The 22848-nt window shown below is 28.3% G+C and carries 29 protein-coding genes and 1 tRNA gene; 2 read left to right on the forward strand and 28 right to left on the reverse strand.

Translation table 11 applies throughout. The features are described 5' to 3' along the window. Nucleotides 1-14 precede the first annotated feature (14 nt). From rplX to fkpA, 21 genes are all read right to left on the reverse strand, one after another. Nucleotides 15-347, reverse strand: coding sequence for a 50S ribosomal protein L24 (gene rplX, locus AB4W59_RS02290; RefSeq protein ID WP_367673036.1), 333 nt, complete (start codon nucleotides 345-347; stop codon nucleotides 15-17). Nucleotides 348-375: 28 nt separating this feature from the next. Then, nucleotides 376-744, reverse strand: a complete 369-nt coding sequence (gene rplN / locus AB4W59_RS02295; protein WP_367673037.1) for a 50S ribosomal protein L14 — start codon at nucleotides 742-744, stop codon at nucleotides 376-378. 151 nt (nucleotides 745-895) lie between these two features. Next, nucleotides 896-1153 carry a 30S ribosomal protein S17 gene (rpsQ, locus tag AB4W59_RS02300; protein WP_367673347.1) on the reverse strand — a complete coding sequence of 86 codons (258 nt, stop codon included), beginning with the start codon at nucleotides 1151-1153 and terminating at the stop codon, nucleotides 896-898. A gap of 1 nt (nucleotide 1154) precedes the next feature. Beyond that, nucleotides 1155-1346 carry a 50S ribosomal protein L29 gene (gene rpmC / locus AB4W59_RS02305; protein WP_367673038.1) on the reverse strand — a complete coding sequence of 64 codons (192 nt, stop codon included), beginning with the start codon at nucleotides 1344-1346 and terminating at the stop codon, nucleotides 1155-1157. Further along, nucleotides 1346-1756 (reverse strand): 50S ribosomal protein L16, encoded by a 411-nt coding sequence (gene rplP / locus AB4W59_RS02310; RefSeq protein ID WP_367673039.1) that lies wholly within the window; start codon nucleotides 1754-1756, stop codon nucleotides 1346-1348. The genes rpmC and rplP overlap by 1 nt, the downstream gene beginning before the upstream one ends. Nucleotides 1757-1769: 13 nt before the next feature. Then, the gene (gene rpsC, locus AB4W59_RS02315; protein WP_367673040.1) at nucleotides 1770-2471 is read right to left on the reverse strand and encodes a 30S ribosomal protein S3; all 702 of its coding nucleotides are present in this window, start codon (nucleotides 2469-2471) and stop codon (nucleotides 1770-1772) included. An 18-nt stretch (nucleotides 2472-2489) separates the two neighbouring features. Next, nucleotides 2490-2822 (reverse strand): 50S ribosomal protein L22, encoded by a 333-nt coding sequence (rplV, locus tag AB4W59_RS02320; protein WP_367673041.1) that lies wholly within the window; start codon nucleotides 2820-2822, stop codon nucleotides 2490-2492. Nucleotides 2823-2844: 22 nt separating this feature from the next. Beyond that, the gene (gene rpsS / locus AB4W59_RS02325) at nucleotides 2845-3123 is read right to left on the reverse strand and encodes a 30S ribosomal protein S19 (RefSeq protein WP_367673042.1); all 279 of its coding nucleotides are present in this window, start codon (nucleotides 3121-3123) and stop codon (nucleotides 2845-2847) included. A gap of 17 nt (nucleotides 3124-3140) precedes the next feature. Next, complete coding sequence (gene rplB / locus AB4W59_RS02330; RefSeq protein ID WP_367673043.1) at nucleotides 3141-3962, reverse strand: 50S ribosomal protein L2; 822 nt, start codon at nucleotides 3960-3962, stop codon at nucleotides 3141-3143. 15 nt (nucleotides 3963-3977) lie between these two features. Beyond that, complete coding sequence (gene rplW, locus AB4W59_RS02335) at nucleotides 3978-4280, reverse strand: 50S ribosomal protein L23 (protein WP_367673044.1); 303 nt, start codon at nucleotides 4278-4280, stop codon at nucleotides 3978-3980. Continuing rightward, nucleotides 4277-4882 carry a 50S ribosomal protein L4 gene (gene rplD, locus AB4W59_RS02340; RefSeq protein WP_367673045.1) on the reverse strand — a complete coding sequence of 202 codons (606 nt, stop codon included), beginning with the start codon at nucleotides 4880-4882 and terminating at the stop codon, nucleotides 4277-4279. The genes rplW and rplD overlap by 4 nt, the downstream gene beginning before the upstream one ends. A 17-nt stretch (nucleotides 4883-4899) precedes the next feature. Beyond that, nucleotides 4900-5529: a 50S ribosomal protein L3 gene (gene rplC, locus AB4W59_RS02345; protein ID WP_367673348.1), complete on the reverse strand. Its 630-nt coding sequence runs from the start codon at nucleotides 5527-5529 to the stop codon at nucleotides 4900-4902. 30 nt (nucleotides 5530-5559) lie between these two features. Continuing rightward, nucleotides 5560-5871: a 30S ribosomal protein S10 gene (gene rpsJ / locus AB4W59_RS02350; RefSeq protein WP_367673046.1), complete on the reverse strand. Its 312-nt coding sequence runs from the start codon at nucleotides 5869-5871 to the stop codon at nucleotides 5560-5562. 337 nt (nucleotides 5872-6208) lie between these two features. After that, complete coding sequence (tuf, locus tag AB4W59_RS02355; protein WP_367673047.1) at nucleotides 6209-7393, reverse strand: elongation factor Tu; 1185 nt, start codon at nucleotides 7391-7393, stop codon at nucleotides 6209-6211. Between the two features lie 58 nt (nucleotides 7394-7451). Continuing rightward, nucleotides 7452-9560: an elongation factor G gene (gene fusA, locus AB4W59_RS02360; protein ID WP_367673048.1), complete on the reverse strand. Its 2109-nt coding sequence runs from the start codon at nucleotides 9558-9560 to the stop codon at nucleotides 7452-7454. Between the two features lie 107 nt (nucleotides 9561-9667). Then, nucleotides 9668-10138 (reverse strand): 30S ribosomal protein S7, encoded by a 471-nt coding sequence (rpsG, locus tag AB4W59_RS02365; protein ID WP_367673049.1) that lies wholly within the window; start codon nucleotides 10136-10138, stop codon nucleotides 9668-9670. Between the two features lie 72 nt (nucleotides 10139-10210). After that, nucleotides 10211-10585: a 30S ribosomal protein S12 gene (gene rpsL, locus AB4W59_RS02370; protein ID WP_367673050.1), complete on the reverse strand. Its 375-nt coding sequence runs from the start codon at nucleotides 10583-10585 to the stop codon at nucleotides 10211-10213. Between the two features lie 121 nt (nucleotides 10586-10706). After that, complete coding sequence (gene tusB, locus AB4W59_RS02375; protein WP_367673051.1) at nucleotides 10707-10994, reverse strand: sulfurtransferase complex subunit TusB; 288 nt, start codon at nucleotides 10992-10994, stop codon at nucleotides 10707-10709. Nucleotides 10995-11004: 10 nt separating this feature from the next. After that, nucleotides 11005-11364 carry a sulfurtransferase complex subunit TusC gene (gene tusC, locus AB4W59_RS02380; RefSeq protein ID WP_367673052.1) on the reverse strand — a complete coding sequence of 120 codons (360 nt, stop codon included), beginning with the start codon at nucleotides 11362-11364 and terminating at the stop codon, nucleotides 11005-11007. A gap of 23 nt (nucleotides 11365-11387) precedes the next feature. Beyond that, nucleotides 11388-11774 (reverse strand): sulfurtransferase complex subunit TusD, encoded by a 387-nt coding sequence (gene tusD / locus AB4W59_RS02385; protein WP_367673349.1) that lies wholly within the window; start codon nucleotides 11772-11774, stop codon nucleotides 11388-11390. Between the two features lie 85 nt (nucleotides 11775-11859). Next, complete coding sequence (gene fkpA / locus AB4W59_RS02390) at nucleotides 11860-12597, reverse strand: FKBP-type peptidyl-prolyl cis-trans isomerase (protein ID WP_367673053.1); 738 nt, start codon at nucleotides 12595-12597, stop codon at nucleotides 11860-11862. Between the two features lie 1033 nt (nucleotides 12598-13630). Between fkpA and tsgA the strand changes: the two genes are divergently transcribed. After that, a complete protein-coding gene (tsgA, locus tag AB4W59_RS02395; RefSeq protein ID WP_367673054.1) occupies nucleotides 13631-14797 on the forward strand; it encodes an MFS transporter TsgA in 1167 nt (388 codons plus the stop codon). A gap of 85 nt (nucleotides 14798-14882) precedes the next feature. On the opposite strand, the gene trpS is transcribed toward tsgA, so the two are convergent. The 4 genes from trpS to aroK all read right to left on the reverse strand — a co-directional run bounded on the left by trpS (nucleotide 14883) and on the right by aroK (nucleotide 18621). Next, nucleotides 14883-15899 (reverse strand): tryptophan--tRNA ligase, encoded by a 1017-nt coding sequence (trpS, locus tag AB4W59_RS02400; protein ID WP_367673350.1) that lies wholly within the window; start codon nucleotides 15897-15899, stop codon nucleotides 14883-14885. A gap of 22 nt (nucleotides 15900-15921) precedes the next feature. Further along, nucleotides 15922-16608: a ribulose-phosphate 3-epimerase gene (gene rpe / locus AB4W59_RS02405; RefSeq protein WP_367673055.1), complete on the reverse strand. Its 687-nt coding sequence runs from the start codon at nucleotides 16606-16608 to the stop codon at nucleotides 15922-15924. A 368-nt stretch (nucleotides 16609-16976) separates the two neighbouring features. Then, complete coding sequence (gene aroB, locus AB4W59_RS02410) at nucleotides 16977-18059, reverse strand: 3-dehydroquinate synthase (protein ID WP_367673056.1); 1083 nt, start codon at nucleotides 18057-18059, stop codon at nucleotides 16977-16979. 40 nt (nucleotides 18060-18099) lie between these two features. Further along, nucleotides 18100-18621, reverse strand: a complete 522-nt coding sequence (gene aroK, locus AB4W59_RS02415) for a shikimate kinase AroK (protein ID WP_367673351.1) — start codon at nucleotides 18619-18621, stop codon at nucleotides 18100-18102. Nucleotides 18622-18960: 339 nt separating this feature from the next. Between aroK and AB4W59_RS02420 the strand changes: the two genes are divergently transcribed. After that, a tRNA-Ser gene (locus AB4W59_RS02420) sits at nucleotides 18961-19045 on the forward strand. Between the two features lie 25 nt (nucleotides 19046-19070). Here the strand turns inward: AB4W59_RS02420 and deoD are convergent. The 3 genes from deoD to AB4W59_RS02435 are packed head-to-tail and all read right to left on the reverse strand — an operon-like array spanning nucleotide 19071 to nucleotide 22702. After that, nucleotides 19071-19784, reverse strand: a complete 714-nt coding sequence (gene deoD / locus AB4W59_RS02425) for a purine-nucleoside phosphorylase (RefSeq protein ID WP_367673057.1) — start codon at nucleotides 19782-19784, stop codon at nucleotides 19071-19073. Nucleotides 19785-19808: 24 nt separating this feature from the next. Beyond that, entirely contained in the window at nucleotides 19809-21050 is a 1242-nt protein-coding gene (locus AB4W59_RS02430; RefSeq protein ID WP_367673058.1) for a phosphopentomutase, read from the reverse strand. A gap of 53 nt (nucleotides 21051-21103) precedes the next feature. Beyond that, nucleotides 21104-22702, reverse strand: coding sequence for a peptide chain release factor 3 (locus AB4W59_RS02435; protein WP_367673059.1), 1599 nt, complete (start codon nucleotides 22700-22702; stop codon nucleotides 21104-21106). Between the last annotated feature and the right edge of the window lie 146 nt (nucleotides 22703-22848).

Below are 22848 nucleotides of genomic sequence, written 5' to 3' on the forward strand. Positions count from 1 at the left end.
TCCAAAACCTTTTTTTATTTAATAGTTTTTTTAGTCGACTTAAAAAAACGTACTTTTTTTCCGTTTTCTATCCTGAAACCAACGCGATCAGGCTTGTTTGATTCCGGATTAAAAATAGCAATATTTGATATATGAATAGGCGCTTCTTTTTCTATAATTCCACCAATTTTATTTTGAGACGGAATAGGTTTTTGATGTTTTTTAACTAAATTTAATCCAATGATAATAGCTTTTTTAGAAGAAAAAAAATTTTTAGAAGATAAAATAGTCTTAATAATTCCTTTTTTACCTTTATCTTTACCTGCTAAAATAATGATTTCATCATTAGAACGTAATTTTGCTGCCATATATAATCCTTTTAAATAAATGGACTTATTAAAGAACTTCGGGCGCTAATGAAATAATCTTCATAAATTTTTCAGTTCTTAATTCACGAGTAACTGGTCCAAAAATTCGAGTGCCAATCGGTTGTTCGTTATTATTCAATATAACGCATGCATTGTTATCAAAACGAATAATAGAACCATCTGAACGTCTTACTCCTTTTTTTGTTCTGACTACTACTGCTTTAAGAACTTCACCTTTTTTTACTTTTCCTCTTGGTATAGCCTCTTTAATAGTAATTTTAATAACATCTCCAATATTAGCATATCGACGACGAGAACCACCTAATACTTTAATACACATGGCGTAACGCGCACCAGAATTATCAGCCACATTTAAAACAGTTTGTTCTTGAATCATATTTTGAATTCCGATAATGATTGTTATATAAAAAATTAATCTTGCGCAAATTTATATAAAAATACTAATAAAAATTTTATTATAACACTAGTTATCTTCGATTGCATAGAAAACATGAGCAGACCTAAGCTTGTTCATGTTTTTTAGAATATTACTCAAAAATAGCTTTTTCAATAATACGAACTAACACCCAAGATTTGGTTTTTGATATTGGCCGACATTCTCTAATTTCCACTAAATCACCAACAGAACATTCGTTTTTTTCATCATGCACATGAAATTTTGTAGTGCGCTTAACAAATTTTTTATACATGGTATGTTTTACAAATCTTTCAATAATAACAACAGCAGATTTCATCATTTTATTACTTTTAACATAACCTTTCAAAATTCTTATTTTTTCCATTATTTTATTCTTCTTTTTGATCTAATAATGTTTTTACTTGTGCAATATTTCGTCTTACTTTTCTCAACAAATGAGGTTTTTTTAATTTTCCAGATACAGATTGCATACGCAGATTAAATTGTTCACGCAACAATTGTAATAGTTCTGAATGAAGCTCTTTTTTATTTTTTTTACGCAATGCTAACAAAGTTATCATCACATCACCATTTTAGTTACAAAGATAGTTTTAATAGGTAATTTTGCCGCAGCTAATTTTAAAGCAGCACGAGATTCTAACTCAGAAATACCATCTAGTTCATAAAGAATTTTACCAGGCTGAACTAAAGCTACCCAATATTCAACATTTCCTTTGCCTTTACCCATTCTAACTTCTAATGGTTTTTGTGTGATAGGTTTATCTGGAAATACACGTATCCAAATTTTTCCTTGTCTTTTCATAGATCGAGTAATTGCTCTACGAGCCGATTCAATTTGACGCGCTGTTAAACGACCCCTATCAACAGCTTGTAAACCAAAAGCGCCAAAACTAACACTTCTCCCCACTGCTAATCCACGATTTCGGCCTTTATGCATTTTACGAAACTTAGTGCGTTTTGGTTGCAACATTAAAAACCTCTCTTTACTTACGATTTTTACGATGTTGTTTTTTTAATTGAACAATAGGTTTATCTAATTTTTCAATTTCCGCCATACCTCCTAAAACTTCTCCTTTAAAAATCCAAACTTTTACACCTATGACTCCATATGTTGTATGAGCTTCTGAAATACTATAATCAATATCTGCACGCAAAGTATGTAAAGGTACTCTACCTTCTCTATACCATTCTCTACGCGCTATTTCAGCTCCGCCTAAACGGCCACTGACTTCAACTTTAATCCCTTTAGCGCCTTGTCTCATAGCATTTTGTACTGATCTTTTCATAGCACGTCGAAACATTACTCTTCTCTCTAATTGCGACGTAATATTATCTGAAACTAATTTTGCATCTAATTCTGGTTTTCGCACTTCTGAAATATTAATTTGAGCTGGAACACCAGTAATTTTAGCAATAAATGTTCGTAATTTTTCTACGTCTTCTCCCTTTTTTCCTATTACAATACCAGGTCTAGATGTATAAATTGTTACTCTAATACTCTTAGACGGCCTTTCAATAACAATTCTAGAAACAGATGCTTTTATTAATTCCTTCATTAAAAATTGACGCACTTTATAATCACTATCTAAATAGTTAGCAAAATCTTTACTGTTTGAAAACCAAACAGAATTCCACTTTTTTACTATACCTAATCGCATACCATTGGGATGTACTTTTTGACCCATTACTACTTCTCCGTAATATTAACAATCCGAAACAACTACAGTGATATGGCTTGTTCTTTTTAAAACACGATCTGCACGTCCTTTAGCACGAGGCATCATTCTTTTCATAGTTGTGCCTTCATTGATAAAAATTTTTTTTATTTTTAATTCATCAATATCAATACCGTTATTATGCTCTGCATTCGCGATAGCTGATTCCAATACTTTTTTGACTAAATACGCTGCTTTTTTATTGGTATAATTTAAAATATTTAAAGCTTGAGGTACTTTTTTACCTCTAATTAAATCGGCAATTAAACGCACTTTTTGTGCAGAAGAGCGAGCTTGGCGATGTTGTGCTAAAGCTTCCATAAATACCCCTTTATTCTTATTTTTAACGTTTTTTGATCTTTTTATCTGCAGTATGCCCTCTATAAGTACGCGTTAAAGAAAATTCACCTAATTTATGCCCAACCATTTCTTCAGTAATAAACACAGGAATATGTTGACGCCCGTTATGAATAGATATTGTAAGACCCACCATATTCGGAAATATTGTTGAACGACGTGACCAAGTTTTTAAAACTTTTTTGTCATTTATTTTGATCGCTTTTTCTACTTTATTTAATAAGCTTACATCAATAAAAGGACCTTTCTTAAGAGAACGTGGCATTAAATGATCCTCTGATATCATTTTTTACGATGACGTAAAATAAATTTTTCAGTGCGTTTATTTTTACGAGTTTTCTTACCTTTTGTTTGAAGACCCCAAGGTGTAACTGGATGTTTACCAAAATTCCTTCCTTCACCACCTCCATGCGGATGATCTACTGGATTCATGGCTGTGCCTCGAACAGTAGGACGTATACCTATCCATCTTTTTGCTCCTGCTTTTCCTAATACTTTTAACATATGTTCAGAATTACCAACTTCACCAATTGTTGCTCTGCAATTAGATTCAATTTTTCGCATCTCTCCAGAACGTAATCTTAATGTTGCATAATTTTCATTACATGCTACTAATTGAACATAACTACCTGCAGAACGAGCTATTTGCCCCCCCTTACCCGGCCTCATTTCTACATTATGAATAGAAATTCCTACAGGAATCATTTTAATCGGTAAAGTATTACCAATTTTAATTGGTGCATGTATACCAGACATAACACAATCACCGATTTTTAAATCTTTAGGAGATAAAATATAACTTCTTGTACCATCTTTATATAATATTAAAGCAATATTAGATGAACGATTTGGATCATATTCTAATCTTTCTACAATAGCTTCGATATTATCTTTATTTCGTTTAAAATCTATAATACGATACGCTTTTTTATGCCCACCACCAATATGGCGAGTAGTAATACGACCGTTATTATTACGTCCTCCGCTTTTATTTTTTTTATCTAATAATAAATTATACGGTTTGCCTTTATATAGTTCTTTATTAACGATTTTTATGACGTGGCGACGACCCGGAGATGTCGGTTTGCATTTAACAATTGCCATTGTTCTTCCTCCGACTTACTCTATAGGACTTATAAAATCTAAATTTTGACCGTGTTTAACTTTTATATAAGCTTTTTTCCAATTACTACGATAGATGATTTTATTTGATTGACGTTTAGTTTTTCCTTTTATCTTTAACGTTTTAATTGCATCAACTTGTATTTCAAATAATTTTTGCACAGCGTACTTTATTTCATGTTTTGTAGCATTATTAGCAACCTTGAGAACAACAGTATTAAATTTTTCCATCAATATAGAAGATTTTTCAGATATATGGGGAGAAATTAATATTTTAAATAAACGTTCTTGAGAAATCATGATAATATTTCCTCTATCTTTTTAACTGCTTTCACAGTTATAATAACATTTTCGAACGCAATTAAGCTTAAAGGATCTATACAATGTACGTCCTTAACATCTACAGTATGTAAATTTCTAGATGCCAAGAATAAATTATTATCAAGTTTATATGTAATTATTAAAGCATTTTTTAATTTAAAATCTTCTAATTTTCGTACTAAAAGCTTAGTTTTAGGTGCTTCTAATGAAAAATTTTCAAATACTATTAACCTTTTTTGTCGTATTAGTTCAGAAAATATACTTTTCAATGCACCACGATACATTTTTTTATTAATTTTCTGACTATGTTCTTGAGGTTTAGCGGCAAATGTTACACCTCCAGATCGCCAAATCGGACTTCTTATAGATCCTGCACGTGCACGACCAGTTCCTTTTTGACGCCATGGTTTTTTACCTGAACCAGACACTTCAGCGCGAGTTTTCTGAGATCGAGTACCTTGACGAGTCGACGCTGAATAAGCAATGACAACTTGATGAATTAGAGGTTCATTGAAATCAAGACCAAAAGTAATTTCAGAAACACTAAGAACACTCTGTACGTCTTTAACTACTAATTCCATGCTTTATTCCTCACCCCTCAAATCTTAATGGCTTGTTTAATAACAAGATCACCACCAGCAGCACCGGGAACAGCACCTTTTACTAGAAGCAAATTACGATTTCGATCAATGCGTATAATTTTTAAACTTTGAACGGTTATACGAGTATTTCCTAAATGTCCTGCCATTTTTTTACCTTTAAATACCCGACCTGGCGTTTGATTTTGACCAATAGATCCTGGTACTCGATGTGATAAAGAATTTCCATGTGTAGCATCTTGAGTACGAAAATTCCATCTCTTTACTGTACCACAAAAACCTTTCCCTTTAGATGTACCAATAATATCTACTTTTTTAATATCTGAAAAAATATCAATATTAATTTTTTGACCAACTGTAAATTTTTCGTGTTCTTTTATTTTAAATTCCCATAAACCACGTCCAGGCAACACACCTGATTTTAAAAAATGTCCTAATATAGGTTTTTTTAACCGACTAGTTTTTTTTATGCCTGTTGTTACCTGAATGGCACAATATTTATCATTATTCATATTTTTGATTTGAGTAATTCGATTTTCTTGAACTTCAATTACTGTTACTGGAATAGAAATTCCTTCCACAGTGAAAATACGAGTCATACCAATTTTTTTACCAATTAAACCAATCATTTTCAACCCCTTAATCATTTATCCATCTGATTAACCCAGGCTGATTTGTACATCTACACCAGCAGCAAGATCTAAACGCATGAGTGCATCAACAGTTTTTTCAGTAGGTTCTACTATATCAATTAATCGTTTATGCGTACGAATTTCATATTGATCACGCGCATCTTTATTAACATGCGGAGATACGAGAATAGTAAATTTCTCTTTACGAGTAGGTAGTGGAATTGGCCCTCTTACTTGAGCGCCTGTTCTTTTTGCTGTTTCCACTATTTCTGCAGTAGATTGATCAATTAACCTGTGATCAAAAGCTTTTAAACGAATACGAATTCTTTGGTTCTGCATCAGACCAGAACTCCAGTTATATACACACTAAAAATGTAACCCGCTCTTTTTTTGTATATAGAGTGGATATAATGAATTATTATAACTCCTTAATTAGGAGTATTTTAAAATATAAAAAAAATTAATTTATTAATTTATCGTAATATCATAGTTGATGATATTAAATAAATTTAAATCATAAATAAAATTTATTGCAATATTTAATTTGCAAATATACATTAAGACATGTAAATATTTTCAGACATACTCTACATTAATTTTTTTAAGAAAAGAGTATATATACTCTTTTCTCAAAAAATTCAATTTAATGCTATTATAAAAAAAATCATAATAAAAATCAACTTAAAACTTTAGAAACAACACCCGCACCCACAGTACGTCCACCTTCTCTTATAGCAAATCGTAATCCCTCTGCCATAGCTATAGGATTAATTAAAGTAATCATCATTTTAATGTTGTCGCCTGGCATTACCATTTCAACTCCTTCTGGTAATTCAATAGAGCCTGTGACATCAGTAGTTCTAAAATAAAATTGAGGACGATATCCCTTAAAGAATGGAGTATGGCGTCCACCTTCTTCTTTTGATAAAACATAAACTTCAGATTCAAATGTTGTATGCGGGTGAATACTGCCAGGTTTAGCTAATACTTGTCCTCTTTCAATTTCATCACGCTTAGTGCCTCTTAACAAAACACCTACATTTTCTCCAGCTCGACCTTCATCAAGCAATTTTCTAAACATTTCAACACCAGTACAAGTTGTTTTAGTAGTTTTCTTAATTCCAACAATTTCAACTTCTTCACCTACTTTAATAATACCTTTTTCTACCCGGCCGGTGACCACAGTGCCTCTTCCAGAAATAGAAAAAACATCTTCAATAGGCAATAAAAAAGGTTGATCTATTGCTCGTTCAGGTTCGGGAATATAAGTATCTAAAAATTTAGCTAAATCAATAATCTTCTCTTCCCATGCAGCATCCCCTTCTAAAGCTTTTAATGCTGAACCTCTAATAATCGGAGTATTGTCACCAGGAAAATCATATTGTGTTAATAAATCTCTTACTTCCATTTCTACCAATTCTAATAATTCTTCATCATCTACCATGTCACATTTATTTAAAAATACAACAATATAAGGAACTCCAACTTGTCTTCCTAATAAAATATGTTCACGTGTTTGCGGCATAGGTCCATCAGTTGCTGCCACAACTAAAATAGCACCATCCATCTGAGCAGCACCTGTGATCATATTCTTGATATAATCAGCATGTCCTGGACAATCTACATGAGCATAATGCCTGACTGCCGTATCATATTCAACATGAGAAGTATTAATTGTAATACCTCTAGCTTTTTCTTCTGGAGCATTATCTATTTGATCAAAAGCACGCGCTGAACCGCCATATTTTTTTGCTAAAACAGTAGTAATAGCCGCTGTTAATGTAGTTTTTCCATGATCAACATGACCAATAGTACCCACGTTTATATGCGGTTTTAATCGTTGAAATTTTTCTTTAGACATATTATTATTCCTATGTATATCATTAAAATACTAAAATATAATGCTCACTATAAAATTTTTACCGCTCTCTTTTTTCAATAATATTATCGGAAATATGTGATGGAGCTTCTACATATTTTAAAAACTCCATAGAATATGAAGCGCGACCTTGAGTTTGAGATCTTAAATCAGTAGCATAACCAAACATTTCTGATAAAGGAACTTGTGCGTTAATAATTTTACCTATTTCTAAATCTTGCATCCCTTCAATAATGCCTCTTCGGCGATTTAAATCTCCTATTACATCACCCATATAGTCATCTGGTGTGTTGACTTCCACTTGCATAATGGGTTCCAATAATATTGGTTTTGCTTTTTTAAAACCATTTTTAAAAGCTATCGACGCCGCTATTTTAAATGCTAATTCAGAAGAATCAACATCATGATAAGAACCAAAATATAAACGAATACCAATATCTACTACAGGATAACCAGCTAGAGGGCCATATTTTAATTGTTCCTGAATGCCTTTATCAATCGCTGAAATGTATTCATTTGGTATTACTCCACCTTTAATATCATTGACGAATAAATATCCTTCGCCTCCCGGTTCAAGTGGAAATAATTCTATGACTACATGTCCATATTGTCCTCTACCCCCAGATTGTTTAATATGTTTACCTTCAATATCTGATACTTTGTTTAAAATAGTTTCACGATATGCCACCTGAGGTTGACCAATATTAGCTTCAACACTAAATTCTCTTTTCATACGATCGATAATAATTTCTAAATGCAACTCACCCATGCCAGAAATAATAGTTTGATTAGATTCATAATCTGTTTGAACTTTAAAAGAAGGATCTTCTTTTGCTAAACGACCTAATGCCAATCCCATTTTTTCTTGATCTATTTTAGTTTTTGGTTCGACTGCAATAGATATAACTGGTTCTGGAAAATCCATTTTTTCCAAAATAATAGGATTATTTAAATCACATAATGTATCTCCAGTTGTGACATTCTTTAAACCAATAGCAGCAGCGATGTCACCTGAATAAACTTCTTTAATTTCTTCTCTTTTATTTGCATGCATTTGCACGATTCGACCAAATCGTTCTTTTTGAGACTTAATAGAATTTAATACGGTATCACCAGATTTTACAACTCCAGAATATACTCTAAAAAAAGTTAAATTTCCAACAAAAGGATCAGTGGCAATTTTGAAAGCTAAAGCTGAAAAGGGTGCGCTATCATCGGAAGACCGAATCGCAAGAGTACTATTCTTATCATTTAATACTCCTTTAATATCTTGTACGTCATTAGGTGCAGGTAAAAATTCAATAATAGCATCTAATAATGCCTGAACTCCTTTATTTTTAAAAGCAGATCCGCATGTCACAAGTGTAATTTCATCCTTTAAAGCACGTTCACGCAATGCAGATTTAATTTCACATTCATTAATATCAATACCACTTAAATATTTATCCATAAGATCTTCACTGGATTCTACAGCAGATTCAATTAATTTTTGATGCCATATTTTTGCTAATTCCATCATATCGATTGGAATATTATTATAATGAAAACTGATCCCTTGATCTGCGTCTTCCCAATGAATTGCCTTCATTTTAATCAAATCTATAACACCAGTAAAATTTTCTTCTGCACCAATAGCTAATTGTAAAGGAACAGGATTCGCTCCTAATTTTGTTTTTATCTGTTCTACAACTTTTAAAAAATTTGCTCCCATACGATCCATTTTATTTACAAAAGCTATACGAGGTACTTTATATTTATTTGCTTGACGCCATACTGTTTCTGATTGAGGTTGCACACCTCCTACTGCACAATACACCATAACAGCGCCATCCAAAACACGCATTGAACGCTCTACTTCGACAGTAAAATCTACATGTCCTGGTGTATCAATAATATTAATACGATGAGGTTCAAACTGTTTTGCCATACCACTCCAAAAAGCTGTAGTAGCAGCGGATGTAATGGTAATACCTCTTTCTTGTTCTTGCTCCATCCAATCCATGGTAGCGGCACCATCATGAACTTCGCCGATTTTATGATTAATACCAGTATAAAATAAAATTCTTTCAGTAGTAGTTGTTTTACCAGCATCAATATGAGCACTAATACCAATATTGCGATAACGCGAAATCGGTGTTATACGAGCCATTCTGTGTCTCTTATGTTGAAATTTTTAAAATGTAATATTATATAAGTCCAATAAAATGACTCACAAAAGACTATAAAATCGCTTATATAATTAAATATTCATATCATTTACCAACGATAATGCGCAAAAGCTTTATTTGCTTCTGCCATACGATGTACTTCTTCACGTTTTTTTACTGCGGCACCCTTGTTTTCAACAGCATCACATAATTCATTAGATAAACGCAATGCCATAGATTTATCACTTCTTTTACGGGCCGATTCTACAATCCATCGCATAGCTAATGTATTTCTTCTGACTGGACGAACTTCTACTGGAACTTGGTAAGTAGAGCCACCAACACGTCTAGATTTGACCTCAACTGTAGGACGAACATGCTCTAAAGCCAGATCAAAAGCTTCTAATTCTTTTTTTTCCGTGCGTTTAGATAAATTTTTTAAAGCAGTATATACAATGAATTCAGCAATAGATTTTTTTCCATCTATCATTAACACATTAATAAATTTTGCTAATAATTCCGAAGAAAACTTTGGATCTGGTAAAATTTTACGAGAACCTATAATGCGACGACGCGGCATAAATACTCCAATATACTAAAAATAATATTAATTATTAAAAAATATTCATAAAACAATTCTAAATATCATATATTATACTTTCGGTTTTTTTACCCCGTATTTAGAACGACTTTTTTTTCTTTCTTTTACTCCTGCACAATCCAAAGCACCTCTGACAATATGATAACGAACTCCTGGTAAATCTTTTACTCGACCACCACGTATTAAAATAACAGAATGCTCTTGTAAATTATGCCCTTCACCACCAATATATGCAGTAACTTCAAATCCATTAGTCAGTCTTACACGACATACTTTACGCAATGCTGAGTTTGGTTTTTTAGGGGTAGTCGTATATACTCTAATACAAACACCACGCTTTTGAGGGCTACCAGTAAGAGCAGGAACATTACTTTTTACTATTTTATGTGAACGAGGTTTACGGACCAATTGATTTATTGTGGCCATAAAAACTCCTATTTTATAATTAATTATTTTGAATAAATATCAGTATAGTCAGACAAGCATTGATTATATTGAATTTTAAGATTGGACTTATCACTATGAAAATAGACAGAGAAAATATTGATTACCACGTCATCTGTTGCTTGTTTTTCACTGTTAATGAAACAAAATATATATAATCTATTAATCGAAAATGACTAGAAATATGATTATATAATCCACGAGCATAAACGTCTTCTTTAATTACATAGAGAGCACAATCAGAAGATATTATTCTTTTTAAGAAAATGTTATCAGTTAATGCAATTAATACTCCGTCTTGTAATGCTAAAAAATCATCTTGGCTCTCTAACATATCAAGCAATAATGAAACATTTGTTTTGAAAGGAGATTGTATTAAAGTGTGTAACATTTTTTATACCTTAAAAATTAATAATAGCATCACAATTGTTTAATTTAACACGTAAAACATCTATTTCTACAGTTTTTATTTTTAATATAAAATTAATATTGTCATATATGCCTCTTTCTTTTAGAGATTTTTTACAACAATAAAAATTGTTTATATCGTATAAAGATAAAATAGAAAAGGCAGAATTGTAATTACGTGCTAAAATATTTTCTGTTTTATGATTCTTTATTAATTGAAACACTCCATCTCCAATAAAAAATACATTAATCTTAGTAATAAGAGCGGAAACACCTAAAATAGCATCTAACCCCTCTCTACCAAAACTTGTACCATGTGGAGAATAAGAAAAGACAAAAGCAATCAATTTCATAAAGATATACGCTTTTTTTAAAATTAAAATTGTATAATACGATCACATTTTTGCATAGAATCTGCTAATTCTAAAAGTCCACTTAATTGAAAAAAAATTGCTAAATTACCTTTTTGAATATTTTTTTTTGAAATGCTTTCATCTTCTATTACACCTCTTCTTAAAGCAGCACTTGTACATACATATAATTTTACTTGGTATTTTTTATGTAATGATTGCCATGCTTGTATTAAATTAAATTCATCAACAGCAGGAGTGGTCATGCTATTCGCATTATACACACCATCACAATAAAAAAAAACACTATGTAGTATTTGATTTAATGCAAGAAGAGATTTACAGAACAAAAATGCACTACTTGCATTTTGTGTTCCATAAGCAGCACCATGAACTAATATTGTATAATTTATTTTAGACATATTACGCCTGTATTACATATAAAAATTTCAAAAATAAAATACAATATCTTATAAAATAAATAATATATTTATAATTTTATGCTGGATTAACCGCATTTAATACTTCAATTTCAAAAATTATAGTAGAATTTCTTGGTATTCCATTCATTCCTTGTATTCCGTATGCTAATTTTGGTGGCACAACTAATTTTATCTTACCACCTTTTTGAACATATTTTAAACCTTCTTGCCAACCTAATATAACGTCTTTTAATAAAAATGAAACCGGTTCATTTTTAATATGAGAATTATAAAATTCTACACCGTTAACCAGAGCAGCTTTATAATGTACTGTAACTTTGGTATTATTTGTTAAATGTATTCCAGACCCTTGTTTCTCTATTAAATATAATAGCCCTGTTGATGTTTTTTGAACATCTTTAATAGCAGAAAATTTCTTCATATAGTTCTGACCCTGAACCATATTTTTTTCAGCTTCTTTTTCAATTTGTATCTGTGTAAAATTCTTTATTTTTTTTTCTATCTCTTGAAGATGAAAAGCAATATCATTATTAGATAATTTTAATTTATTCAAAATAAAATCTTGAACCCCTGATAAAAGTTTTAACTTATCTATATTGATACCGATTTGTTTTTGTTTTTCAAAAGATTGATTGATGTAATCACCTAATGAAACACCTAGTGAATAACTTAATTTTTCATCATCATTTTTAAAGAAATTATTTATTGTGATATTATTTTCTAATGGTGTATGTGATAAAGAAGATGAACCAGAAAATGATTGTGGAATATATAATACGATAAACAGAAACATTATTCGCTTTAATAATAAAGTCATCATCACTCCGATTATTGAAAAAAAAATATTCTATAATATTTATTTTTTAATGCGTTACTATATCATTCTAAGCATTTTTAATAAAATAAATAAATTTTTGTAAAAATAAAAAATACGGACAATAATTGAATATGTGTATTAAACTAAAAAAAATAATCATTTTTATAATAATATGATATGTATCAGATAACAAAAAATTTTTTAATTGATTCTATTTATCTATAACATTTTATAAAAAATTTTATAAATTAAATGATCTTAAAAAATAAAAATTTTAAAAATATTTTAAATTTTTTAAATTATATTTTATATTATTTTATAAAAATTAAAATAAAAAAAATACTACTTCTCATATATAAAATATAATAATGTTTATTGTTATAATAATATAAAAAATTCGTAATAATATTTTATATACTATATCGAAAAATCATTTTTTTATACATATAAAAAACTAAAAAATTCAATTCATTTTAAAATAGTTGATTATTAAATACAGAATTTTTATTTTCATTTACAAGATATATTTCAAATATGAAGATAATTAAGTATATCAAAATGATATAAAATACTCCATTGATCTTAAATAAAAAAATAATGTTTTCATAAACATATTTAATTATTAATTTTATACTTAAATTTTTTAAAAAATAAATATTTTTTTTAATTAAATAAATGAATGACAAAAAATAAATTTATAATTTAAAAAAATATTTTCCATTCAACAAATTTAAAAAATAAATTAAAAATAAAATAATATATTTATCATTATCATGATATTAAAACATTTTATTTATACTAATATATAAAATTTTTTTAATTATTTTGTATTGATATATAATAATAAAAAATACAATGATATATTAATAAATTTAATATAATTTTTATATAAAATGTAAAATAATAATTATTTTAAAAAATTATATAAAACAACATGTTAAAAATAAAATTTTGCATATTTTAATCATTTTAACATATAAAATATATTTAAAAATCAGGTTATAAAATAATGAAAAATATTAATCAAACGGGACTTACATGGATTAGTTTTTTTTCATATGCTTTTACTGGAGCATTAATCGTTGTGACTGGTATGATTATGGGTAATATTGCAAATTATTTTCATATTTCTATATCAGAAATGAGCAATATATTTACATTTTTAAATGCAGGTATATTGATTTCTATTGTCTTTAATTCATGGTTAATGAAAATTGTATCATTAAAAATACAAATTATATTTGGATTCATACTTACTATCATAGCAATATTAGGCATATTATATTCCCATAGTATACTACTATTTTCTATAAATTTGTTTATACTTGGCATGGTCAGTGGAATGACTATGTCTATTGGAACATTTATTATAACGAATTTGTATTCGGGTTCAAAAAGAGGTTCAAAATTACTGATTACTGATTCCTTTTTCAGTATGTCTGGTATGATATTTCCAATTATTACGGCTTATTTATTAGAAAAAAATATATTATGGTATTGGATTTACGTTTTGATAGGTAGTATTTATGCATTTATTACTATTCTGGCTCTGAATTTAAAATTTCCAATATTAAAAAAAGAAAATCACCATGAATCTAAAAATACAGAAAAATGGGGACTCAATATATTTTTATTATCAATGGCAGCATTATTTTATATCCTAGGTCAATTAGGATTTATTTCCTGGATTCCTCAATATACAACTGAAATTATGAATATTAATATGCAACATGCCGCTCATTTAGTGAGTAATTTCTGGATGTCATATATGATTGGTATGTGGTTTTTTAGTTTTATAATTATGTTTTTTCATTTAAACCATATTTTTATATTTCTCACTGGAATGTCAACAATATTAATGTACTACTTTATTCAAAGCACTAGTTATTTAATATTAGAATATATGATTATTGGTTTGGGATTTTTTTCTAGTGCTATTTATACAATTATTATCACTTTAGCTTCTTTACAAACAGAAAAGCCTTCTCCTCCAATAATAAACACTATTTTAGTATGTGGAACCGTTGGTACATTACTTACATTTGTTATCACTAGTCCTATTGTACAAAAATATGGTTTATACATAACTTTAATGAGTACAAACGTATTTTATGCCATAGTATTTTTTCTATCTATATTAATTTATTTAAACAATTTACTATTAAGAAAAATGTAAAATATATTTTATATAAGTAATACAATAAAACCTATACAATAATAATTTTCTTTTAAATAAACTAGAAAAAATAAAAAATTTTAGTTTATTTAAAAGAAGAAAAAAAATTTAATTTTGAATATATTTTATGTAATGTTAAATCAGCTTGTAATCTTGCTTTTAAAGCTCCTTCATATGCTACTTTTTCCAAATAAGAAGTATTGTTACGATAATACAAAAACGACTCTTTTATAGGAGATAAAAAATTATATAATTCTTCTGCAATAATATTTTTGAATTCCGAATACATAATTCCGTCTAATTCTTTTTCTAAAAAAGTGATTTCTTTATTGGTAATAGCAGATAAAATTTCTAATAAATTAGAAATACCGGCTTTTTTCTGCAAATTATAGTATATTTTAGAAGGTTTTTCTGAATCGGTTACCGCATTTTTAATTTTTAAAAAAATTGATTTCTTTTGCTCTAATAAAAAAATAACATTATTTTTATTTAAATCTGATTTAGACATTTTTTTTGTTGGTTCCAATAAAGACATGATTTTAGAACCAGACTGATGAATACACGGTTTTGGGATAGTAAAAACATTTCCATATAAAAAATTACAACGTTTAGCTATATCACGCACTAACTCTAAATGTTGCTTTTGATCTTGCCCAATAGGAACAAAAGTTGTTTGATATAATAAAATATCTGATGCCATTAATATTGGATAAGTAAATAAACCTACATTTATTTTTTTTATATAATTTTTATCAATTTTTGTCTTAAATTGCGTCATTCTAGATAATTCACCAAAATGACTGAAACAATTAAGAATCCAATTAAGTTGACAATGTTGATGAACATGAGACTGAATAAATATAATACTTTTTTCAGGATCTATTCCACATGCTAAATATAAAGCTAAAGTATCTAGCACTGATTCTTTAAAAAAAATTTCTTTATTAAATGTAGTTAATGCATGCAAATCAGCAATACAATATAAACATTGATAATGATTCTGAAGATTCGACCAATGACGCATAGTTCCAATGTAATTGCCAATAGTTAATTGCCCAGAAGGTTGCACTGCACTAAATAATATAGGTTTCAATTTTATTATTTACCTTAATAAATATTAAAAATTAATGAACATCTCTATAACAAGAACACTGTAATTCTTGACGAATTTTATTAACAATTATTTTATAATTAGGATATTTAAAAAAACCTGATCCAATTACAAAAACATTTGCACCGGCATGAGCTATCGAAGAAATATTATCTATCTTTATTCCTCCATCTACTTCTAACAAAATATCAAATGCACTTGCATCAATACGCTTTCGAACTTCATGTAATTTATTTATAGTGGATGATAAAAAAATTTGATCACCGAATCCCGGACTAACAGACATTAATAAAATTAAATCTAAATTTTCTATTGTATAATCCAGAAAACACAAAGGAGTGGAAGGATTAAAAGCCATTCCTACTTTACATCCATGATCTTTAATCAAATTAATTGTGCGATTAATATCTTTAGTAGATTCAGGATGAAAAGTAATAAATGTGGCTCCGGCCTTAGCAAACGGCAGAATTAAATTATCTACAGGCTGCACCATTAAATGCACATCGATAGGAATAGTAATATTATAATTACGCAGTGCTTGCAAAATCATGGGGCCCATTGTTAAATTAGGCACGTAATGATTATCCATAACATCAAAATGTATTAAATCACTACCAGCATCTATTGCATTCTGTGTATCTTCTCCTAAGCGCGCAAAATCAGCTGATAAAATAGATGGAGCTAAAAAAAATTTTTTCATTATATTTTCCTATTGTGTTTCATCTAAAAAAATAAAATGATTATTTTATTATAATAAAAACATTAATATTATTAAATATAATAATTTATATACTTTTTACATAATTTTTTAGTAAATAATATATATTTTGAGATTATATTATTTTAATAAAATATATATTACTTATAAAAAGTATATATTAGGCATTTGAAACAAATATTATATCATGATATTGTGTTAAAAAATTTTATATCTAATATATAAAATAGTTATTATTTTATCATCAAATAAAATAAGTCATATATAATACGATTACTTATGAATTAAAAATATATATAATATTTTTATATATAAATTTTTTAACTTTTATAAAGCAGATCTTAAAATTTTTATTGCACATCTTTAATGGCAGTTAATATAATATTTTTATCTATACCAGAAAAAATATCGGCTTTACCAATAGATAATGGTAATACTAATCGAATATCACCTGAAATAACTTTTTTATCTCTTATCATATGAGGTAAATAAGACGCAGCAGACATATTTTTTGGACCTTTTACAGGCAATCCAGCTTTTTTTAATAAAGAAAAAATTCTTGTAAAATCATTTTTACTTAAATAACCTAATAGTTCAGAAGTGCGCGCAGCCATAATAATACCTGCTGATATTGCTTCTCCATGTAACCAACTACCATAACCGGTATGAACTTCAATAGCATGACCATATGTATGCCCAAGATTTAATAATGCTCTCAAATTATTTTCTCTTTCATCAGAAGTAATTAATTTAGCTTTCAATTCACAACATCTTTTTATACAATAAGACAAATGTTCATGATTTAATGTTAATAATTTTGTAATATTTCCTTCTAACCAACTAAAAAAATCTGCGTCTAAAATAATTGCATATTTAATAACTTCAGCGATACCAGAAGTTAATTCATTAAGCGGCAGTGTATTCAGACAATCAATGTCAATAATCACAGAAGACGGTTGCCAAAAAGATCCTATCATATTCTTACCAAGTAAATGATTTACAGCAGTTTTACCACCAACTGAAGCATCTACTTGCGACAATAGAGTTGTTGGAATTTGAATAAAACGAACTCCACGTTGATATACAGCAGCTGAAAATCCAGTTAAATCGCCTATTACCCCCCCTCCTAATGCAATTAAAGTAGTATCACGAGCATGCTTCTTTTCTAATAAAGAGGAAATAATTAATTCCATTTCATTGAGTGTTTTATATTGTTCACCATCAGATAAAATCACTTGATCAACTCTTATACCAGATTTTCTTAAATGATAAAAAATTTTATCCTTTAAAAGATTAGCTAATGTTTTGTTGGTAACTAGCATTGCTTGATCACCTGGTTTTAAAGGCCAAAAAATATTATCTTCTTGAAGAATTCCAGATCCTATACTAATAGGATAGCTCCGGTCTCCTAGAGCAACTTGAATTTTTTCCAAAATTTTATACCTCATTAATTATTTATTCTAAACTGTATTTTCAAATTTTTTCTAGTAACTGAATAATATGATAAGAAACGGATTTAGCACTTTTATTATCCGTTGTCACTTTAATATCAGCTATTTCTTCATATAATACATTACGTTCAGACGCTAAATTTTCTAATATTAAACGATTGGAAGTATTAAATTTTAGTAAAGGCCTGGTTTTATCTCGTTTAGTCCGTAATAATTGTTTTTCAATTGTGGTTTCTAAATATATAACAATACCACGAGATGATAAAACATTACGATTATCTTTAAATTTGACTGACCCCCCGCCTGTGGCTAAAACGATACCATTTTTTTGAGTTAATTCATGTATAACTTTTCGTTCTCTTTCACGAAAACCACTTTCGCCTTCTAGATCAAAAACCCAATTTATATCTGCGCCAGTGCGTTTTTCAATTTCTTGATCGGAATCATAAAATTCCATATGAAGTTGCTGAGATAACTGACGACCAATAGTACTTTTTCCAGCACCCATTGGTCCAATTAGAAAAATATTTCGTTTTTCTGCCATTTTTTTTATTACTAATTGCCAAGATAATATGTTAATAACACCAATGCTCAGCAATATATGCTGGCAGGACGTAAGAAAACAAAAAAACCTATTTTATTAATTTCTGATAAATATAAATTTTTATTCGCTTTTCTTATACAGAATTATCATAAATAAAAAAATAAAAAAAGTATACATCGATATTTTATAAAATAAAAAATTTTATATGAAAAAACTCTATAAGAGTTATTCTCATGATTTCTATATTTTTACTACTAAAGAAGTTATTATTGAATAACTACTTGACGTATTTTATTTTTTTATATTATTATATTATTTATTTTAAATATATATATTCATGGTGAGGTGTCCGAGAGGCTTAAGGAGCACGCCTGGAAAGCGTGTATATGGAAACGTATCAAGGGTTCGAATCCCTTTCTCACCGAAACTTCATAAAACATATTAAATTTTTAATATTCTAATAAAGTAGATTCTAAAGCAATTTTAATCATATTATCAAAACCTGATTCTCGGTCTTTTACTTCAACTGCCTCTTTTTTTATTATATGATCTGAAACAGTACAAATAGATAAAGCTTTTGCATTTAACTCCAAAGCTACTGCATAAATTCCTGCAGTTTCCATATCAATACCTAATATATTATACTTTTTTAAAATATTTAATACTTCTCTATCATCATTATAAAATAAGTCTGTTGTAAAAAAATTACCAACAGAACATTGTATGTTCATTTTTTTAGCAATAGATACCGCATTATTTAATATTTCAAAATTTGCAATAGCTGCAAAATCATAGTTATTAAAACTTATTCTATTTATATTTGAATCAGTACAAGCACCCATGCTAATTAAAATATCACGTAATTTAATATTATTACTTACAGCCCCACAAGTACCTACTCTAATAATATTTTTTACATTATATTCTAAAATTAATTCTCTCACATATAAGACTGCAGAGGGCATTCCTATGCCGTGACTCATAATAGAAACTTTTTTATTTTTAAAATATCCAGTGTAAGCCAACATTAAGCGAATATTGTTTATTTTTTTAGCATCATACAAATAATTTTCAGCGATATATCTAGCTCTGATTGGATCACCGCACATCAATACCGTTTCTGAAAAAGCATTTTTTTTACTATCAATATGAGGAGTAGACACTAATTGATTTCCTTTTATAAAAAACTATTCATTTTCAACTTCTTCAAGCATATTTGTTCCATATTCCATATCAGATAATCTAAAATATTTTGCAATAGTTTGCGCTATATCACAAAAAGTTTTTCGATGACCTAATGAACTAATTTTTATGTTTGGAGAGTATAATAATATGGGAACATATTCTCGAGTATGATCTGTGCCTTTCCAAGTTGGATCACAACCATGATCTGCAGTAATAATAAGTAAATCGTCTTTTTTAACATTTTTAATTATATCAGGCAATCTAGAATCAAAAAATTCTAAACCTTTAGCATAACCAGAAACGTCTCGACGATGCCCCCATAAAGAATCAAAATCTACAAAATTAGTGCAAACGATGGTATTATTTTGTGCCAATTTCATTTCATTTATAGTTGTATTACACAATTCTGCTAATCCATTCGCTTTTACTGATTTACTAATTCCTACATTCGCATAAATATCAGATATTTTTCCAATTCCTATAACTTGTCCTTTTTTTTCTTGAATCAATTTTTCCATAACCGTTTTTTGAAAAGGCTTAATAGATAAATCACGTCTATTGCCGGTGCGTTGAAAACTTAATTTAGTATCACCAATAAAAGGTCTGGCGATCACTCTTGCAATGTTATAATTATACTCATTTAAACGTGCACGAATCACATCACATAAATGATAAAGATTAGATAAACCAAATATATCTTCATGACAAGCTACTTGAAAAACAGAATCTGATGAAGTATATATAATCGGTTTTCTTGTTTGAATATGTTTTTCACCATAATCAATCAAAATATCTGTACCGGATGCATGACAATTTCCAAGAAAACCTGGCAACTGTAATTTAATTTGAATTTCTTTTAAAAATTTTGAAGGAAAACTATTATTTTTTTTTTGAAAATATAGCCACTCACTTAAAACCGGAACTCCTGCAATTTCCCAATGTCCTGAAGTGGTATCTTTACCAGAAGAAATTTCACTAGCATATCCATAACTGGCTATAATATTCTGGGGATGATTTATACCTAATGGCAATTGACCGGTTGATTGCTTAAAAGATTCTATTAAACCTAATTTTGATAAATTAGGAAGATATAAATTGCCTTGACGTTGATTATTAGCTTTTCCAAAAAAACATGCTTCCGCTATATGCCCTAAAGTATTAGATCCAACATCGTTAAATTTTTCAGCATCACTACTCGAACCTATACCAAAAGAATCTAAAATCATTAAAAAAACTCGTTTCATTTTTTATCTCATAACATGATATAAAATCAATTTTATTAATATATTTATTAAAATTATAAATTTTCTATTGTGCGATTAAAAAGAATCTCTGGATATTTTTCAATCATTATATTTAAATTAATTATACTAGGTGCAAGATATATAAAATTATTGGAGCTATCTAAAGCTACATAAAAACTATGTTGTTTAATAAATAAATCAATATTATCAGTATTTTTAGAAGAAATCCAACGCGCAAGAATAATATTCACTTTTTTATACATAGCATCTATTTTGTATTCTATTCGTAATCGTTCGATTACTACATCAAATTGCAATACACCAATAGCTCCTAAAATTATATCATTATTATTTAAAGGATAAAAAACTTGAACTGCTCCTTCTTCTGATAATTGAATCAATCCTTTTTTTAATTGTTTTTTTTGAAGTGGATTATATAAAATAATGGAACGAAACATTTCTGGAGCAAAACTAGGAATACCAAGAAACTTAATTTCTTCACCTTGTGTAAAAGTATCTCCAATTTTAATGGTTCCATGATTATGTAAGCCAATAACATCACCAGGATAAGCTTTTTCTATTAAAAATCTATCACCTGCTAAAAAAGAAAAGGCATCAGAAATAATAATATTTTTTTTTCTTCTAACATGTCTTAATTTAATGCCTTTTTTATACTGTCCTGATACTATTCTCATAAATGCTATACGATCGCGGTGTTTCAAATCCATATTTGCTTGAATTTTAAATATAAAACCAGTAAAATTTTTTTCTTTAGGATCAACTTTACGCATATTACTTTGGCGATACAAGGGAGGAGGGGCCCATTTAATTAAACTTGTTAAAACATGATTAATACCAAAATTTTTTAATGCACTACCAAAAAAAACAGGTGTCAGACTGCCTTGTAAAAAGCAATTTTTATCAAATGCAGGATATATTTGATGAATTAATTGTAATTCTTCACATATTTGTAATGATATATTTAGATCCATTTTTTTATTTAAAAAAATATCAGATAATTTTGAAAAATGTTCTACAGGAAGAATATTATTTTTTTTATTAATCATTTTGACATATAAATGCATCGCTTTATCATAAATATGATATACACCTTGAAAATTTTTACCACAACTAATAGGCCATGTAATAGGTAAACAAGTTAATTTTAATTCTTTTTCGATTTGATCTAAAAGATCTATAGCATTAAGACTATCACGATCTAATTTATTAATAAAAGTAATAATAGGAGTCTTATTTAACTGAGTAATACTAATTAACTTACGCGTTCTTTCTTCTATTCCTTTTGCAGCATCAATGACAACTAAACAACAATCTACAGCTGTAAGAATACGATATGTATCCTCTGAAAAATCTTCATGTCCAGGAGTATCTAATAAGTTTATTAAAATATTTTTATAAGTAAATTGCATAATAGAAGTAGTAACAGAGATACCTCGCGCTTTTTCAATGCTCATCCAATCCGATTTTGCAAATTTTTTATTACCTCGCCCTTTAATAGTCCCGGAAGTCCGAATCATTTTACCTAAAAAAAGCATTTTTTCAGTAATAGTGGTTTTTCCAGCATCAGGATGAGAAATAATCGCAAACGTACGTCTTCTATTTAATTCTATTTCATCATTTATATTAAACATATATACTCATTAAAAATATTTTAATATGACGTTTATTTATATATAGTATGTATAAATATTTTGATTAATATACGGATTAAAAAATTATATGATATAATTACACATAAAATTTTTTATTATTTGTTTTAAATAATTATATTAAAATA

The sequence above is a fragment of the Buchnera aphidicola (Cavariella theobaldi) genome (genome assembly GCF_964059165.1).
In the GTDB taxonomy this organism is placed as follows: Bacteria; Pseudomonadota; Gammaproteobacteria; order Enterobacterales; family Enterobacteriaceae; genus Buchnera; species Buchnera aphidicola_BO.